The organism is Longispora urticae (assembly GCF_053902585.1).
In genome coordinates this window covers 71,637-88,757 of record NZ_JAQZSH010000008.1, presented here as the reverse complement: position 1 = coordinate 88,757, position 17,121 = coordinate 71,637, and the positions used below count along the sequence as shown (strand labels likewise).

Here is a 17,121-nt window from a genome sequence, read left to right as displayed (position 1 = left end):
CTCTTCACTGGAACATTCGGACTGCGTGCAACCATCCACGGCGGTCGCAGCGTTTAATGTCACGAGCCGGTTGGGTTGCCGCGAAGTCAGGCGGCGGGGGACGCTGGTTCATTGACTGTTCCCAGTGACGAGAGGTGGCCCAGATGTCGGACCGGTCGCGACGCGGAGTACTCGGCGCACTAGCCGGAGCCGCCGCGCTGCCCCTTCTCGCGGCCTGTGGCTCAGACGAGAAGAAGACCGGCAAACCGGAGGGCGTGAAGGCCGAGTCCGGTGGCACCCCGACTCCGACCTCCGAGGCCGCCATCACCATCACGCCGGCCAACGGGGCCCGGGACGCCAGCCCCGCCTCCGTCACCGTCAAGGTCGAACGCGGCACCCTCGACGAGGTCGTGCTCACCAACGAGGCCGGCAAGGTCGTCAAGGGCGAGCTGTCCGCCGACAAGACCACGTGGACACTGGGCGAGCCGCTCGGCTACCAGAAGTCGTACACCGTGAAGGCCACCGCCGTCAGCACCAGCGGCAAGAAGGCCGAGGCGACGAGCAGCTTCACCACGATCAAGCCGAACAACCAGACCCTGCCGTACTTCACCCCCGGCGCCCCCGGCACGTTCGGCGTCGGCCAGCCGATCGTCGTGCGCTTCGACGAGCGGATCCCGGACCGGAAGAAGGCCCAGGCCGCGCTCACCGTCACGACCAGCCCCGAGACCGTGGGCGCGTGGCGCTGGTTCGACGACCAGGAGCTGCACTGGCGCCCCCAGGAGTACTGGAAGCCCGGCACCAAGGTCACCGTCACCGCCAAGGTGCACGGCGTGGACCTCGGCAACGGGCTCTACGGCCAGGACGACAAGTCCGTCGCCTTCGACATCGGCCCGTCGAAGATCGCCGTCGCCGACTCGGTGACGAAGAAGATGCAGGTCTTCTTCGACGGCGCGATGGTCAAGGAGTTCCCGGTCAGCCTCGGCAAGGGCGGCACGGTCCAGGTCGGCAACAACACGATCGACTACTGGACGCGGACCGGCCCGCACGTGGTGACCACGAAGGACCGTGAGGTCCGGATGACCTCCGCGAGCTACGGCGGCCCGACGACCGGCCCCGACGCGTACGACAGCAAGATCGGTTTCGCGGTCCGGATCTCCTCCGCCGGTGAGTACGTGCACCTGCGCGACTGGGACCTCGGCCGGCTCGGCAAGGTCAACGACTCGCACGGCTGCATCAACGTCGGCCCGGGCAACGCCCAGTGGTTCTTCGAGAACTTCAACGCCGGCGACATCGTGGACGTCAAGAACGGCCCCCGGGTGCTCGACCCCCGCGACGGTCTGGGCGACTGGGTCATCCCGTGGGCGCAGTGGGCCAACTAGGCGCGGTGGGCTGACCGGCAGCCCTGTCGCGGCACGACCGGTTGGCCCTATTCTGGACACATGCGCCGCTGGAGCGTCATCCTCGTCGTGGTCGCGTCCCTTGTGGCCATCGCCTGCCAGTCCGGGGGAGACCCCGGCCCGGGTCCCGGCCCCACGCAGACCCGGCCCGGTCCCACGAAGACCCCCCAGGGGCTGCCGAACTCGATCACGGCGATCGGCGACTCGATCACCGTGGCGTACGCGTCCTGCCTGCTCCCGCAGCCGTGCCCGCGCAACTCGTGGTCCACGGGCGACAGCGACCGGGGCGGCACGCACTACCAGCGGCTCAAGGCCCTGAACCCCGCGATCACCGGCCACGCCACGAACCTGGCCGTGGTCGGCGCGCGGGCGGCGGGGCTGGCCGCGCAGGCCCGCGCCGCGGTGGACACCCGCGCGGAGTACGTGACGGTGCTGGTCGGGGCCAACGACGCCTGCCGGCCGACCGCCGCCGAGATGACGAGTGCCGCCGACTTCCGCGCCCAGATCGACGAGGCGCTCCGGATCCTGAAGACGGGCCTGCCCACGGCGAAGGTGTTCGTGGCCAGCGTCCCCGACCTGTACCGGCTGTGGGACGTCGGGCACACCAACGACACCGTCGTGCGGGTCTGGAACCGGGGCGTGTGCCCGAGCATGCTGGCCAACCCCACCTCCGACGCGGCGGCGGACCGCAAACGCCGGGGCGAGGTGCGCGACCGGGTGACCGCGTACGACACGGCGCTGTCGGCGGCCTGCTCGAGGTACGGGCGGCTGTGCGACTACGACGGGGGCGCCGTGCACCGGTACCGGTTCGAGGTCAGGCACCTGTCGCCGATCGACTTCTTCCACCCGAACGCGAGCGGGCAGCAGGCGCTGGCGGAGGTGACCTGGAAGGCCGGGCCGTACGCCTGACCCGTCACTCCACGCCGAGCGGTTCCACGATCCCCGAGAGCTCCCGGCGCGGCGGCTGCGGCACCGGCAGCCCGGCCGACTCGGCGGAGAACAGCAGCCGGTCCAGGTGCTCGATCGCGTAGCTCACCGCGCCCAGGGTCACCGACTCCGCGCCGAGCGTGGACACCTCCAGCCGGGGCATCCGCAGGCACAACCGGGACAGCGCCCGGTGCAGCGGTTCGGCGATCACGTCCCCGGACTGTGAGAAGCCGCCGCCGAGCACGACCAGCTCCGGATCGAGGGTCAGCACCAGCGCCGCCGCCCCGACCGCCAGGTCCTTCGTGTACTGCTTCACCGCGGCCACCGCCGCCGCGTCCCCGGCCCGCGCGGCGGCGAACACCAGCCGGCCGATCTCGTCGGTCGGGGTGCCCGCCGGCACCACGGGGCACGCGAGCAGCTTCGGGGCCGCGTCGTCCCACCGGGTGACCGCCAGGGTGCCGATCTCGCCGGTCGCCCCGGAGTGCCCGTGGTACAGCGCGCCGTTGAGCAGCATCGACGCGGCCGTCCGCCGGCCCGCGTGCAGGTAGACGACGTCGCGGACCCCGGCGGCCACGCCCCGGACCTTCTCCGCGAGCGCGCCGAGCTTGCAGTCGTTCTGGACGAGGACCGGGCACGCGTACCGCTCGCCGAGGTGCGCGATCAGCGGGGTACCGGCCCAGTCGGGGATCGAACCGGACAGCACGATGTTCCCGGCCCGGTCCACCAGGCCCGTCACCCCGGCGGCCACGGTCCACAGGTCGGCGGCCATGTGCCCGGTCGAGGCCAGGCACGCGGCGGCCGCGGCGTCGGCGGCGGCCAGCCGGTCGGCGGCGGACCACTCCGGTTCGACCTGGCGGTGCGCGGTGGCCAGGACGGTGCCGTTGAGGTCGCCGAGCGCGGCGCGGACGTGGTACGCCCCGATGTCGAGGCCGAGCACCACGCCGGCCTCGGCCCGGAACCGGTACCGCCGGGCGGGGCGGCCCAGGCCACCCTGGGCGGGCGGCTCGACGGCGGCCCAGCCCTGGTCCAGGAGCACCCCGAGCAGGTCCTCGCACGAGGGCCGGGACAGCCCGGTACGCCGGACCAGGTCGCTGACGACCTGTGCCGGTTGGCCCCGGAGCGCCCGGATCACATTGAGCGCGTTGAGCTGTCGAAGCCGGGTAAGGTCGCCGCCCAACTGCTCGTCCACGCCTGTCAACGTACCGGAAACATACCTATCGGTGCATAGCTCGGACAGCCAGCTGTGATCAGACAGGGGACGCCGCCCCGGAGGTCGGCGGGGGTCCGTAAGATTCCATAGCCCCACTGGTGAGTGATCGGAGCTGCGTTGTCAGACATCCCGTCGACCGTCGAGACCGAGATCGCCACGGAACAGGAGTACGTCGACCGCGTCTACCTGCGGCTGGAGCAGCTGCGCGCGGAGGCCGTCGCCAACGAGGCGGCCGGCTACCGGCAGTCCGACGCCCGGGTGCCCGGCGCGCTGGTCGAGCGGGACGCGTTCGTCTACCACGCGGCCAAGCGGCTCCGCACCCTCGACAGCGAGTACGAGGGCCTGGTGTTCGGCCGGCTCGACCTCGCCGAGGACAAGGTCCGCTACGTGGGCCGGCTCGGCCTGCGTGACCAGCAGATGAACGCCCTGCTGGTGGACTGGCGGGCCCCCGCCGCCGCCCCGTTCTACCAGGCCACCCCCGAGCACCGCGAGGACGTGATCCGCCGCCGGGTGATCCGGTCCACCGGCTCGAAGGTGATCGGGATCGAGGACGACCTGCTCGACCCGGAGCGCGGCCGGGGGATGACCGTGGTGGGCGACGGCGCCCTGATGGCTGCCCTGAGCCGGGCCCGCAGCAACCAGATGCGCGACATCGTGGCCACCATCCAGGCGGAGCAGGACAAGGCGGTGCGCGCCCCGGGCAGCGGCGTCACGCTGATCACGGGCGGCCCCGGTACCGGGAAGACGGCCGTGGCCCTGCACCGCGCGGCCTTCCTGCTCTACTCCGACCGCCGCCGGTACGAGGGCGGCGGCGTGCTCGTCCTCGGCCCGTCCGCGGTGTTCATGACCTACATCGAGCGGGTGCTGCCGTCCCTGGGCGAGAACGCGGTGACCCTGCGGTCCCTGGGCAGCCTGTTCGACGGGGTGGAGGCGGCCGACCACGACGACGCGCGCTCGGCGGCCCTGAAGGGTTCCCTGGGCATCCGGCCCCTGCTGGTGAAGCTGGTCCGCCAGGCCCCGCCGGAGGCCCCCACGGAGCTGCGGATCACCTACCGGGGCGAGGTGCTCCGGCTGGAGGCGGACGTGTTGCGGGCGGCGCGGGCCCGGGTCCACGAAAGAGGCATTCTTCCCAATCATGGTCGTAACCGGGCGGCGGCGGCGCTGATCGCGGACCTGTGGCGGCTCTACCGCGACCGGCTGCACGAGCCCACGGTCGAGGAGCGCGACTCCTTCGTCGCGGACATGAAGGAACGCTCCGAGCTGCTGGAGTTCGTCACCCGGTGGTGGCCGCAGCTCACCCCGGAGCAGGTCCTGGGCTGGCTGCGCGACCCGGCCATGGTCCGCCGGCTCAACGGGCCCCGCGCGCTGCGGTTCGCCGACCGGCCGACCGTGCAGGACGTGCCGCTGCTGGACGAGCTGCGGATGCTGCTCGGCGAGCCGCCGAAGCCGAAGAAGTCCGACCCGTTCCACGTCGTCGACGGCATCCGCGAGCTGACCACGGTCGCCGACCGGGAGTACGCGTCGCGGCAGTCGGTCGTGCGGGGCGAGAACTACGACGAGTACGCGCACGTCGTGGTCGACGAGGCCCAGGACCTGTCCCCGATGCAGTGGCGGATGCTCGGCCGCCGGGGCAAGTACGCGAGCTGGACGATCGTGGGCGACCCCGCGCAGTCCTCGTGGGAGGACGCCGCCGAGGCGCGCCGGGCCCGCGACCAGGCCGTGGGCCGGACCCGCCGACACAGCTTCGAGCTGACCACCAACTACCGCAACTCGGCGGAGATCTTCGAGCAGGCCGCCGCCGTGGCCCGCCGGGGGCTGCCGGGCATCGTGCTGCCCACGGCCGTCCGGCGCACCGGGGTCGCACCCTCGCACCGGGTGGCCCCGGACCTGCGCGGGGCAGTCCGGGCGGCGGCGTCCGAGCTGCTGGAGCGGCTGGAGGGCACCATCGGGGTGGCGTGCGTGATGGCCCGCCGCGACGAGGTGGCCGGCTGGATCGAGGGGCTGGCCCCGGGCCGGCTGCACGCGGTCGGCAGCCTGGAGACCAAGGGCCTGGAGTACGACGGCGTGGTGATCCTCGAACCCGGGGACATCGCGGACGAGTCCCCGGTCGGGCTGCGCACCCTCTACGTGGTGCTGACCCGCGCGACCCAGGAGCTGATCACGGTCGCGTCGACCGCCGACTGGCAGAAACTCCTGACCTGAGCCGGCCGGGAGACGCCGCCTAGAACCGGAAGCTCGCCGTGATCGGCCGGTGGTCGCTGCCGGTCCCGGCGAGCACGGTGGCGTCCGTCGCGGTCAGTCCCCGCGACAGGATGTGGTCGAGCCGCACCATCGGGACCCCGGTCGGCCAGGTGAACCCGAAGCCGCTGCCGGCCTTGTCCTGGGCCTCGGTCAGCTGTCCGGTCAGCCCGGCCAGGCTGCGGTCGGTGCTGGCGGTGTTCAGGTCCCCGGCGAGGATCAGCCGGCGGGCCGGGTCGTCCTCGATCGCCCCGGTGAGCGCCGTGAGCGTGGCGTCCCGGCGCTGGCTGGCCAGGCCGTCGGCGCCGAACCGGATCGAGGCGAGGTGCACGACGTACAACGTGACGGGGCCCTTCGGGGTGTCCACGACCATCTTCAGGGCGCGCACCCAGCCCATGCCCACGTCGACGGGTTGCACGTCGCGGAGCGGGAATCTGCTCCACACGCCGAGGGTGCCCCGGCTCTGCCGGTTCTTGTAGGCCGGGTCGAGGGCCGCGTGCAGCGCGCCGTCGGAGGCCCCGGCGACCTCCTGCACGGCGACGACGTCGGCTCCGGCGTCCCGCAGCGTGCGGGCGGTGCCGGCCGGGTCGGAGTTGGCGGCGAACATGTTGTGCGAGAGCACCCGCAGGTCGGCGGCGCCGCCGGGGCCGCGCGGCACCAGGGTCGGGCCGAACATGCCGACCCAGACGAGTACGGCGCAGCCGGTGGCGATCAGCGCCGGTTTGCTGCGCAGGAGGGCGGCGACGAGGCCGAGGACGCCGAGCGGCACGCCCAGCCACGGCAGGAAGCTCTCCACCAGCGAGCCGAAGCCGTTGCCGTTGGGGATGAGCCGGTGGCCGAGCAGCAGGCCGGTGACCAGGAGGATCACCAGGGCGAGCACCAGCCCGCCCGGGGTGGTGCCCGATCTCTTCGCGGCGGGTTTCCGGACCGGCGGAGCGGTCGGAGCGGGCGGGTTCTGGGGTGTGCTGATCCGGCGAGCCATCCCCTTCAGCTTAGCGAGCGGCCGGAACGAGGTGTCGCAGTCGGTGGCCATTCCGCTGGAAAGCGTCCAGAACGGCACACAGGATGAGGAGTCCGGCGAGGGCGTACGGCCAGGCCGCGTAGTCCGACGGCGGGGCCTCCAGCAGCTGGTCCTGGAGGTACACGCCCAGGTAGGCGCCCGCGAAGCCGCCGACCGCCGCGGCGTAGAGCCGCACCGCCTGGGGCAGCAGGAACGCCGCGTCGATGGCGACCGCGCCCAGCAGGAGCAGGAACGGCACCGTCGAGGGTGGGAAGCCCGTGCCGGAGAGCAGGAGCCACATCACGCAGCGGTACGCGACGTACGTGCCCGCCACGGCGGTGGCCGCCCAGGGCCGGTTGACGAACTGCCGCGCGCAGATCAGCACGAACATGCCGGCGAGGGCCGCGTAGAACGGGTAGAGCCAGTGCTCGACGGGCATCGCGAAGTGCAGGACGGCGACCCGGTCGACGGGCCGGCCGATCTGGTTGGCGGCGAAGGCGAGCAGGCTGGGCTCGGCGTACGGCGCGCCGCGGTCCCACGCCTGGATCGACAGCACCCCGTACTCCTGGTGCTGGTTGGGGAAGAGCACGTTCTCGAAGAAGAACAGCCAGAACGCGACGGCGAGTACGGCGCCGTTGCCGGTCAGCCACCAGCCCCGGATCACGGCGGCGATCATCAGCGCGGTGCCGAGGTAGAGCAGCGCGTGGCTGTAGCTCCACGAGGTGATGTCGAGGCCGTTGACCGCGTGGTTGAGCAGGTCGACGGGGATCGCGACCAGGAAGATCGCGGTCCCGGCCTGGGCGACCCGCAGCGCCAGGGTGTCCATCCCGAACCGGGTGTAGCTGTGGAAGACGACCAGGGCGACGGCGAGCACCGTGCCGACCGTGTTCAACAGGTGCGGCGGGGCGAGGTCGTCGCGCAGCCACTTGAAGTGCCAGGAGACGTCCCACGACGCGCCGAGCATCTTGAGGAGCAGTGCGACCGCCCAGAGCCGGTAGACGAGCCGGAGCATCTGCTCGCGCTGGGCCGGTTCCGGCCCGCGCCGGGCGAGCTCGACCCAGGCTCGGGCCTGGTCAATCACGTTCACTGCCGTTCCTCCCAAGGTGTGCGAGGAAACAGTGTCACCCACCCGAGAGCAAAAAGACATCCGGGGAAGCCCCGACCCCTGACGGGGCCGTGTAGCCGCATGATCACTTTACGCGACCGTTTCTGTCAAATGGCTGACAGTCCGCAGAATAGTTCTCGCCTTTCGGACTTAGTGGACTCCAAGATCGACGTGAGCCATTGTGTAACACCTTGCGAAAGCGGCAGGCTGCCCGGCGGGACGCCATATCGACGTCCCTGAGGCCCGAGGGCCACAGGCACCGGGTCGGCGCCGTACATCGCCAGGCCGGGATGCCGTGGATCTCCAGGGCCACAGAAACGCAGTCCGTTCAACAGGGGGTTCCTATGGCAGTACCCTCGCGCGGCCGTTATCTCCGGCTGATCCCCGCCCTGGCTGCTGCACTCGCAGTCGCGGCGGTGCCGGCCACGGCCGTTGGCGATCCCGGCAAGGACGGGGCGGGCGCGAAGTCGCCCCTGTCGTCCTACGGAGACACCGCTAAGGGTGACTTGGGGGAGTTCTACGACGCGCGCACGTCGGCCGGCAGCCAGAAGGCGCTGCAGGCCAAGGCCGCGAAGCAGGCAGCTGCACCCCGGCAGGGCCTCCAGGCCCTGCGTACCGAGCTGGGTATCGAGGGCGTGGTCGAGACCGACCCGCTGACCGGCTCCTTCCGTCAGGTCAGCAAGCTGGATGGCTTCCTCACCTCCGCGAGCAAGACGGCTCCCGAGGGCGTCGCCCTCGGCTTCCTGCGTGACCACGCCGCCGCCCTCGGCCTCACCGCCAAGGACATCTCGGGGCTGTCGCTCCGCAAGGCGTACAAGGACGTGGAGGGCACGACCCACCTGTCCTACGTGCAGTCCGTCGACGGCGTTCCGCTGTTCGGCAACGGCTTCAAGGCGCACGTCGCGAAGAACGGCGCGCTCATCTCCATCGACGGTTCGCCGGCCACCGCGCTGCCGACCGGTTTCGCGAAGAGCAAGCTCGACGCGTCCAGCGCCCGGGCCAAGGCCGTCGCGGACGTGAAGGGTGACGCCAAGGCGTCGGCCGTCGCCAAGTCCACCGGCACCACCACCAGCTTCGCCAACGGCGACCACGCCCAGCAGGTCGTGTTCCTGACGGTGGGCGGCCCGCGTCTCGCGTGGCAGACCATCGTCGCGCCGAGCAAGGGCGAGCAGTACATCCACGTCCTGGACGCGGAGAGCGGGCAGACGCTGTACCGGCGCAGCCTGGTCTCGCACGCGGCCGACGAGGCCACGGGCAGCGTGTTCGAGCAGTTCCCGGGCGCCCTGCGCGGCGGCGACAGCCAGACCAGGAGCCTGCCGGGCCTGTCCAAGGACGCCACCAAGCTCGAGGGCGTCGCGGGTCACGTGTACCTCGACCTGAACAACAACAACGCGGCGGACCCGAACGAGGAGGTGGGACCGAAGGGGCCGAACGGCGACTTCGCGTACCCGTTCACCAACTTCATCAAGAAGGTCGGCGCGCCGTGTAGCAGCCACTACCAGTGCTCCTGGGACCCGGGCACGCCCGGTTCGTGGCAGACCAACGCGAAGCAGAACGCCGTCCAGATGTACTACTACCTGGGCCGCTTCCACGACCACCTCGAGGCGGGCCCGATCGGGTTCACCCGCGAGGCCGGCAACTTCGACACCCGTGACGGCGACGGCATCCAGGGCGAGGCCATGGACGGCGCCAACTCCGACAACGGGATGCCGGGCGGCAACTCCAACAACGCGAACATGTCGACTCCTCCGGACGGTTTCGCGCCGCGGATGCAGATGTACCTGTTCCTGGACGACGGCAGCTTCCCGTGGCTCGCCGCCAACAGCGGTGACGACGCGAGCATCCTGTACCACGAGTTCACCCACGGCCTGTCGAACCGGCTCGTCGTGGACGCCATGGGCGTCTCGACGCTGGGCGCCGGCCAGGCCGGCTCGATGGGCGAGGCGTGGTCCGACTGGTACGCGATGGACTTCCTCGTCGGCGAGGGCTACACCAACGACCGCAAGCTGGTCGGCGACGTCCGCACCGGTGAGTACGTCGGCCACGGCCTGGACTCCGTCCGCAGCCAGCCGATCGACTGCAAGGTCAGCAGCACCGACGACCCGAACTGCCCCGGAACCCCGGGTGCCGGTCCGGGTGGCTACACCTACGGCGACTTCGGCAAGATCATCGGTCGTCCCGAGGTGCACGCCGACGGTGAGATCTGGGCCTCGACCCTGTGGGACCTCCGTCGCGAGGTCGGCAGCAGCGTGGCGCGGTCCCTCGTGACCCGCGCGATGGAGCTGTCGCCGAGCAACCCGTCGTACCTCGACGAGCGCAACGCGATCCTGCTCGCCGACACCGTCGTCTTCGGCGGCGCGTACCACAAGAAGATCTGGGAGGTCTTCGCCACGCGTGGCATGGGCTTCTTCGCCGCCGCCACCAACGGCGACGACGTGGCTCCGGCCGAGGACTTCAGCACCCCGCCGCCGGCGGGCACCCCGACCTACTCGGTGACCGGCAAGGTCACCAACTCGGCGTCGGGCGCTCCGGTCCCGGGTGCGGTCATCTCCTTCGCCGGCCACCCGGCCGCCGCCGGGGGCAGCCTCTCCGCGGTGACCGACGCCAACGGTGACTACTCGTTCACCGGCCTGGTCGCGGGCAACTACCCGAAGTTCAACGCGAAGGGTCCCGGCTACGAGGGCGCCAGCACCACGCTGGTGGTCCCCGTCGGCGGCACCACGGCGAACTTCTCCCTGGTCCGCAACTGGGCCTCCGAGGCCGGCGGCGGCGCGATCACCGCGTTCAACGGCGTCGACTACGACATGTTCGGTTGCGGCCCCCGGGCCATCATCGACCAGTCGCTCGGCGGCGGTTGGAGCTCGGACGTCGTGCAGACCGGTTCCGGCATGGAGGCGCGGTTCGCCGTGATCAAGCTGCCGAACGCGGTCAACATCGACGCGCTGAAGATCGACCCGTCGAACACGTGTGGCGACCCGGGCAGCTCCTCCACCGGGCACTACACGGTCGAGACGTCGGCGGACGGCGTGACCTGGGCCCTGGCCCAGGACGCGACGTTCACGGTCGCGAACCGCAACAAGCTCAACGTGGTGCCGCTGGCGGCCGGTACGGCCACCGGGGTGCGCTACATCCGTTACACCATGCTGTCGAGCCAGGCGCCCTCGTGCCCCGGCCCGTTCGGCGGTTGCCAGTTCGTCGACTCCGTCGAGCTCGCGGTGTACGGCTCCCCGAGCTAGTACCAGCTAGATAAGCACCACGAAGGCGGGGCCCTTTCGGGTCCCGCCTTCGCTATCGTGAGGGGTCGATAAGTCCTTCTCCTGTGGAGTGTCGACTATGCGCAAGATCTTCACGGCGGTCGCTGTCGCCGCCGTACTGCTCGCAGCGCCCGGAGCCGCGACGGCCGGGGGACCGGGTGCCACCCCGGGCTCGTCGGGCCTGGGTGACACCTACTACCCGGACTACGGCAACGGCGGCTACGACGTCGGGCACTACGACCTGAAGCTCGGCTACCAGCCGGCCACCGACCACCTCGACGGCACCGCGACCATCACGGCGCGGGCCACCCAGCACCTGTCCCGGTTCAACCTCGACTTCGCCCTGTCCGTCAGCTCGGTGACCGTCGACGGCCGGCCGGCGGCGTTCGCCCGGGAGGGCGCGCACGAACTGGTCGTCACCCCGGCCACCGACATCAAGCGGCACAAGAACTTCACCGTGGTCGTGACGTACTCCGGCGTGCCGTCCAGCGTCGTCGTCAACGGCTTCACCTCGTGGAAGCGGGTCTCCGACGGGGCGCTCGCGGTGAACGAGCCGGAGAGCGCCTGGTGGTGGTACCCGAGCAACGACCACCCGCTGGACAAGGCGACCTTCGACGTGTCGATCGCCGTGCCCGACGGGACCCAGGCGATCAGCAACGGCGTGCTGAAGACCGAGCCCTACTCGGTGGGCGGCTGGACGCACTGGGACTGGTGCACGACGACGCCGACCGCCACGTACCTGGCGTTCATGGCCATCGGGAAGTACGACCTGGTCAAGGGTACCGGGGCGGACGGCCAGCCCCTGATCACCGCCTACGCGACCAACCTCGGCGAGTACGGGGCCGCCGCGCGCGCCTCCATCGGGCGCACGCCGGAGATCATCGCGTGGGGGAGCACCCTGTTCGGCCCGTACCCGTTCGAGGCGCAGGGCGGGGTGGCCGGCCCGATCGACGGCATCCGGTTCTCCCTGGAGACCCAGACCCGCCCGGTGTACGGCTACCGCGCCTGGCGCAACGGGCCCAACACCTCGATCGTCGCGCACGAGCTGGCCCACCAGTGGTTCGGCGACAACGTCTCGGTGCACAACTGGACCGACATCTGGCTGAACGAGGGCTTCGCCTCCTACGCCGAGTGGCTGTGGTCGGAGCACGAGAACATGGGTACGGCGCAGCAGGTGTTCGACGAGACGTACGCGTTCTACCCGGCCGACTCGCCGTTCTGGCAGGTGCTGCCCGGTGACCCGGGCGCGGCGGACCCGTTCGACGCGGCCGTCTACGACCGGGGCGCGATGGCCCTGCACCAGCTGCGCCTGAAGGTCGGCGACCGGAAGTTCTTCGGGATCCTCGCCGGCTGGGGCAAGCACAAGAAGTACTGCGACGGCTCGATCGCCGAGTTCCGCGCGTACGCCGAGCGCCTGTCCGGGCAGGATCTGTCCGGATTGTTCAACACCTGGCTCTACACCAAGGGCAGGCCCAATGTAGCGACCTCGCCGTCACTCTCCGCTGCGGTCAAGCCCGCATCCTGGGAGTTCATTCGGATGAGCCACGAGCACTAGGTACACGATCAGTCACATGAAGTGAAAGGGGCCGCCAGCTATTGGGGGCCCCTTTCGCATGGGATAAGTTCTATGAATGTCGTCTCGGCTCCGGGTACCCCTTCTGATCGCCCTGTTGCTCTTCGTGATCGCTGGCGGTGCCGGCTTCTCGATGTTCGCCGGGCACGGGGTCACCGAGCGGGTCGACGCCGCCGGCGCGACCGGCAACGACCTCGTCGTCGAGGTGCCACGCGGTGAGGCCCAGGCCGCCGACCAGGCCGCCACCCGTGGCGACGCCCGCGGGGCGGGCGACTCCCGCGAGGCCCAGGTGCTGACCCTCGTCAACAACGAGCGCAAGACCGCTGGCTGTGCCGCGCTGACCGCCGACACCCGGCTCGCCGTCTCCGCCCGGATGCACTCCGCCGACATGATCAAGCGCGGCTTCTTCGACCACAACAACCCCGACGGCAAGTCCCCCGGGGAGCGGATCGCCGCGGCGGGCTTCACCGGCGGCGCGTGGGGCGAGAACATCGCGGCCGGCCAGCGCGACGCCGCCTCGGTGATGAAGGCCTGGATGAACAGTCCCGGCCACAAGGCGAACATCGTGAACTGCAAGTTCAAGTTCCTCGGGGTGGGCGTCGCCGACGGCTCCGGCAGCAAGTACGGGATCTACTGGACGCAGAACTTCGGCGGATAGGTGGAGCAGTCGGTCGGGGCGCGGCTGCGTGCCCTCCGCCTGACCCGGGGCCTCACCCAGCGCCAACTCGCCGAACCGCACTACACCCGCGCCTACCTGTCGATGGTCGAGGCCGACCGGGTGCCGGCCTCCGAGGACCTCCTGACGTATCTCGCCGACAGGCTAGAGATCACGATCGGCGACATCACCGGCGACGCCGCGAGGTTCGAGGGCCTCTGCCGGACCGCTGAGCACCACCTCCTCCTCGGGGGGTACGCCGAGGCGGCCCGCCTGTTCGCCGCCGCGGCCGCCCTGCCCGTCGCCGACCGGGACACCGCCGCGTGCCGCCAGGTGACCGCCCTGGCCCTCGCCGGTGACACCCAGGCGGCCGTCCGGCACGGCGAGGCCCTGGTGGCCGAACACCCCGGCCCGCGCGCGTACGCGGCCCTGGTCATGCCCTACACCATCCTCGGCGCGTCCCGCCGGGTCGCCGACGCGGCCGACCGGGCCCTGGCGACCCTGCCCGACGACGCCCCCGACGAGCTGCGGATCTTCGTGTACCGCGCCGTCACGCACTCCTCCATCAACCAGCACAGGTTCGCCGAGGCCGCCGGGTACGCGCACCGCGCCCTCGCCCTGTGCGCCCCCGACTCCGTGGACGCCGGACTGTGCCGCCTCGCCCTGGCCTCCGCCCGGATGGAGGCCCTGGACTGGGACGCGTCGGCCGGCGAACTCCGGCTCGCCGTGGCCGCCCTGGCCGGCACCAGCTACCAGTTGCAGGCCCGCACGATGCTCGCCGAGGCGCTGCTGCGGCAGGGGGACACCGCGGGTGCGCTCGGGGCGCTGCCGGACGCGGCCGAGCTCACGGGCTGGCTGCTGGGGTACGCGTACCGGATCAGGGGGCTGCTCGGCCCCGACGAGGCGAGCCTGCGGCTGTCGATGGACGTGTTCGAGGAGTTGGGGGCGGCGCGGGAGCTGGTGGAGTCGGGGCGGGCGCTGGGGCGGATGTTGGCGGCCCGGGGGCGGCTGGCGGAGTCGGTGGCCGCCTACCAGCGGGGCCTGTCCTCGGCCACGCCCCCGGAGTGCCCCTGACGAGGCGGCGGTGACCGTCGGGCGGCGGTGGCCGTCCAGTGGTCGGGCCGGAGTTCGGTGACCACTAGGCGGAGCAGCCGGAACGTTCGCCGAGCCGGTGGAACGTGACCGTCACGCGGTAGCCCCGGCCGGTCGCGTCCGGCGGCAACCGGCGCGTCCCCACCGCCAGGCGCAGGCAACGCTCCCCGTCCCGCCGCTCGCCCCGGACCAGCGGGATCCCGCTGTCGGGGGTCAGCCGCCAGCCGGCGTCCCGGGCGACCCGCTCGTAGTGCCGGGTGAGCTCCTCGGTGGACAACGTCGTGCTGTAGGTGAGTTCGCGGCCGCCGATCGGCTCGCCGTCGCGTTCGCACGGTTGCCAGTCGTGCGGGCCGTCGACCGGGGCCGCGTCCGGGGGCGGGCGGGTGAAGACGGGGTCGGCGCCCAGGCGCGCGGGCAGGCCGGGAACGTGGTCGCAGGCGGGGAAGCGAATCAGGCTCGCCGGGCCCCGGACCGCGACGAACACGAGCAGGCCGCCGACCCCGAGGGCCAGAACGGCGAACGCCACACTCGAACGGCGGAATGCCACGACCCGACCCTACGGTCCCCGGTCCACTGGTACCCGTCTCGATTTCTCGACCCTGGCCCCCGGTCCGCGCGGGATGGCGACGGGGCGCGGCGGGACCCTGCGGCGGTCGCCGACGGGCCGAGCCGGGCCACCCCGCGCGCGGCGCCCGGGCCGGGCTACCCCGCGCGCGGCGGCCGGGCCCCGGGCGGCGGGCTGAGCGCGGCGGCGCACGCCCGTTCCAGCAGCTCGATCGCCTCCCCGAAGCGTCCCGCCCCGGCCAGCGCGCGTGCCTCCCCGGTCAGCGCCGCGATCTCGTCCACCGGCGGCGGGGCCAGCAGCCGCAGCAACGGCCACCGCACCAGCAGCGCCAGGGCCCGCTCCGGCGCCCCGTGCGCGATCAGCATCGCCGCCGCCGCGCCCGGCTCCGGCCCGGGCTGGACCAGCAGCAACGCCCGCCCCCGCAGGGCCTCGGCCTGCGCGGTGGACCCCAGCGCCCGGTACGGCTCCTGGAGCGCCGCGCACAGCCACACCACCCAGTCGGGATCGGGGTGCGCGGGCAGCCCGGCGAGCGCGCCCTCCCCGAGGTGCGCCGCGTACTCCGGTTCGCCCGCCGCGGTCAGGCACCCCACCCGGCGCGCGGTCGCGTACTGCGGGACGGCGTCGGGGAGCCGGGCCGCCGCGGTGAACAGCTGGTCGGCCTCCGCCCACCGCCCGGCCTCCAGGGCCTGCTGGGCCTGGCCGCACGCGTCCCAGAACGTACCCCCGACGAACGAGGCGCCGTGCGGCCGGAGCCAGGCGCGGGCGAGCCGGAGGGCGCGGTCGTGGCTGGCGTCGGGGACGGGGCCGGTGCGCAGTTCGGCGACGGTGAGGCCGAGGGTGGCGGCGAAGTGTTCGAGCAGGTCGGGGGAGGGTACGGCGCGGTCGGCCTCCACGGTGGACACGTAGGCGCGGGAGCAGGCGGCCCCGGCGAGGGCCTGCTGGGTGAGCCCGCGGGCGGTCCGCAGCGCGCGCAGGCGTGTGCCAAACGTTTCCATCCCGAAAGTCTAGGGCCTGCACCCATTGACCACGGTCTCTTTGCGCCGAGATACTTCGACCCGGGTAAATCATCGACTTACCTAAGTATCTCAATCCTTTACCTTGCAGGGAGGCAACGGTATGAGAGCAGGGAAACTCGTCCTGGGGGCCACACTGGTCCTCGCGGCGCTGGCGGTGCCGGCGACGGCGGACGCCCGGACCACCGGGGACCGCAGCGGCGGCTACGGCACGGTGGCCGCGCTCCCCGACACCCCGTCGGCGCAGGCCCGGCGCGCCGAGGCGGTCGCCAAGTTCCGCGAGCTGCACGAGATCCGCAAGGCGCGGAAGGCCGGCGTGCAGGGTGCTGCCGCCCAGCTGCACCACTTCTGGGGCGTCGAGCCCACCAACGCCTCCGGCGACGGCCTCCAGGCCACCCAGAGCGTCGTGCCGACCTGGAAGACGAGCAAGGACGGCGACTTCATGTACACGCCGACCATGAAGCCCCCGGGCGGCTCGTGCATCGAGATCACCACCGCGTACTGGCGCTACAACGGGACCAACACCAACGAGGTCTGGGCCTGGGACTGGTGCGGCGAGGGCGGACCGAAGAAGGAGGTGAACATCGACGCGGCGTTCCTGGCGAAGTACACGACGACGGTGGACGGGCGGCCCGCGTACACCGTGAAGGTCGAGCGGACGGTCGTGGCCAGCAACACGTGGACCGCGTACCTGTTCAACGTGCAGACCAACGCCTGGGACACCTTCTACACCCAGAAGGGCACCGACAAGAGCGAGCTGCCGTACGGCTGGGACATCTTCGAGTTCTACGCCTCCAAGAACCCGGCGACCGGCCAGGCCTACTACTGCGCCGACATGCCCAGCACCGGCTTCGACTCCAGCGGGATCAAGCTCCGCAAGAACGGCGTGTGGAGCCCGGCGACGGCGGCCAACTCGCCGTGGGAGCCCTACGTGAACCCGACCGGCAGCACCTACTGGTGCAACACCCTGAAGTTCCAGAAAATCGGGGCGAACGACCGTTGGACGGTACGCAAGTAGCGCGGCTTCGTCCGGGGCGGACGGCCCGGTCCGCCCCGGCCGGAGTGAGATGTGTCCGGTCGGCACCGGGTGGCGGGGAATTCGGTGCCGTGCGG

13 protein-coding genes are annotated in these 17,121 nt (G+C 71.8%); 8 read left to right on the top strand and 5 right to left on the bottom strand.

Features of this window, described 5'->3' with window-relative positions; all coding sequences use genetic code 11:
* Positions 1-143 precede the first annotated feature (143 nt).
* Both PT931_RS04130 and PT931_RS04125 read left to right on the top strand, forming a co-directional pair.
* Positions 144-1,358 carry a L,D-transpeptidase gene (locus PT931_RS04130; RefSeq protein ID WP_456244352.1) on the top strand — a complete coding sequence of 405 codons (1,215 nt, stop codon included), beginning with the start codon at positions 144-146 and terminating at the stop codon, positions 1,356-1,358.
* A gap of 60 nt (positions 1,359-1,418) precedes the next feature.
* Complete coding sequence (locus PT931_RS04125; RefSeq protein WP_456244351.1) at positions 1,419-2,285, top strand: GDSL-type esterase/lipase family protein; 867 nt, start codon at positions 1,419-1,421, stop codon at positions 2,283-2,285.
* 4 nt (positions 2,286-2,289) lie between these two features.
* On the opposite strand, the gene PT931_RS04120 is transcribed toward PT931_RS04125, so the two are convergent.
* Positions 2,290-3,492, bottom strand: coding sequence for an ROK family protein (locus PT931_RS04120; protein ID WP_456244350.1), 1,203 nt, complete (start codon positions 3,490-3,492; stop codon positions 2,290-2,292).
* 138 nt (positions 3,493-3,630) lie between these two features.
* On the opposite strand from PT931_RS04120, the gene PT931_RS04115 reads away from it, so the two are divergent.
* Positions 3,631-5,715 carry a HelD family protein gene (locus PT931_RS04115; protein ID WP_456244349.1) on the top strand — a complete coding sequence of 695 codons (2,085 nt, stop codon included), beginning with the start codon at positions 3,631-3,633 and terminating at the stop codon, positions 5,713-5,715.
* A 19-nt stretch (positions 5,716-5,734) separates the two neighbouring features.
* Here PT931_RS04115 and PT931_RS04110 read toward each other — a convergent pair whose 3' ends face one another.
* Both PT931_RS04110 and PT931_RS04105 read right to left on the bottom strand, forming a co-directional pair.
* Complete coding sequence (locus tag PT931_RS04110; protein WP_456244348.1) at positions 5,735-6,733, bottom strand: endonuclease/exonuclease/phosphatase family protein; 999 nt, start codon at positions 6,731-6,733, stop codon at positions 5,735-5,737.
* Between the two features lie 10 nt (positions 6,734-6,743).
* Positions 6,744-7,838 carry a hypothetical protein gene (locus PT931_RS04105; RefSeq protein WP_456244347.1) on the bottom strand — a complete coding sequence of 365 codons (1,095 nt, stop codon included), beginning with the start codon at positions 7,836-7,838 and terminating at the stop codon, positions 6,744-6,746.
* Positions 7,839-8,200: 362 nt separating this feature from the next.
* Here PT931_RS04105 and PT931_RS04100 point away from each other — a divergent pair, with 362 nt between their 5' ends.
* The 4 genes from PT931_RS04100 (at position 8,201) to PT931_RS04085 (ending at position 14,412) form a co-directional block, all read left to right on the top strand.
* The gene (locus PT931_RS04100) at positions 8,201-11,092 is read left to right on the top strand and encodes a M36 family metallopeptidase (protein WP_456244346.1); all 2,892 of its coding nucleotides are present in this window, start codon (positions 8,201-8,203) and stop codon (positions 11,090-11,092) included.
* A 97-nt stretch (positions 11,093-11,189) separates the two neighbouring features.
* A complete protein-coding gene (locus PT931_RS04095) occupies positions 11,190-12,665 on the top strand; it encodes a M1 family metallopeptidase (protein WP_456244345.1) in 1,476 nt (491 codons plus the stop codon).
* A 76-nt stretch (positions 12,666-12,741) separates the two neighbouring features.
* Entirely contained in the window at positions 12,742-13,341 is a 600-nt protein-coding gene (locus tag PT931_RS04090) for a CAP domain-containing protein (RefSeq protein ID WP_456244344.1), read from the top strand.
* Positions 13,342-14,412 carry a helix-turn-helix domain-containing protein gene (locus PT931_RS04085; RefSeq protein WP_456244343.1) on the top strand — a complete coding sequence of 357 codons (1,071 nt, stop codon included), beginning with the start codon at positions 13,342-13,344 and terminating at the stop codon, positions 14,410-14,412.
* A gap of 64 nt (positions 14,413-14,476) precedes the next feature.
* Here the strand turns inward: PT931_RS04085 and PT931_RS04080 are convergent, their stop codons facing one another.
* A complete protein-coding gene (locus PT931_RS04080; protein ID WP_456244342.1) occupies positions 14,477-14,977 on the bottom strand; it encodes a hypothetical protein in 501 nt (166 codons plus the stop codon).
* A 155-nt stretch (positions 14,978-15,132) separates the two neighbouring features.
* A complete protein-coding gene (locus PT931_RS04075) occupies positions 15,133-15,990 on the bottom strand; it encodes a helix-turn-helix domain-containing protein (RefSeq protein ID WP_456244341.1) in 858 nt (285 codons plus the stop codon).
* 121 nt (positions 15,991-16,111) lie between these two features.
* Here PT931_RS04075 and PT931_RS04070 point away from each other — a divergent pair, with 121 nt between their 5' ends.
* On the top strand, positions 16,112-17,026 hold the full coding sequence (locus tag PT931_RS04070; protein WP_456244340.1) for a hypothetical protein: 915 nt from the start codon (positions 16,112-16,114) through the stop codon (positions 17,024-17,026).
* The last annotated feature ends 95 nt before the right edge of the window (positions 17,027-17,121 follow it).

Excerpts from the sequence above, each read along its gene's own strand:
- PT931_RS04125 (WP_456244351.1), top strand. The coding sequence starts at position 1,419 with ATGCGCCGCTGGAGCGTCATCCTCGTCGTGGTCGCGTCCCTTGTGGCC.
- PT931_RS04100 (WP_456244346.1), top strand. The coding sequence starts at position 8,201 with ATGGCAGTACCCTCGCGCGGCCGTTATCTCCGGCTGATCCCCGCCCTG.
- PT931_RS04070 (WP_456244340.1), top strand. The coding sequence starts at position 16,112 with ATGAGAGCAGGGAAACTCGTCCTGGGGGCCACACTGGTCCTCGCGGCG.
- PT931_RS04075 (WP_456244341.1), bottom strand. The coding sequence starts at position 15,990 with ATGGAAACGTTTGGCACACGCCTGCGCGCGCTGCGGACCGCCCGCGGG.
- PT931_RS04095 (WP_456244345.1), top strand. The coding sequence starts at position 11,190 with ATGCGCAAGATCTTCACGGCGGTCGCTGTCGCCGCCGTACTGCTCGCA.
- PT931_RS04110 (WP_456244348.1), bottom strand. The coding sequence starts at position 6,733 with ATGGCTCGCCGGATCAGCACACCCCAGAACCCGCCCGCTCCGACCGCT.
- PT931_RS04090 (WP_456244344.1), top strand. The coding sequence starts at position 12,742 with ATGTCGTCTCGGCTCCGGGTACCCCTTCTGATCGCCCTGTTGCTCTTC.
- PT931_RS04130 (WP_456244352.1), top strand. The coding sequence starts at position 144 with ATGTCGGACCGGTCGCGACGCGGAGTACTCGGCGCACTAGCCGGAGCC.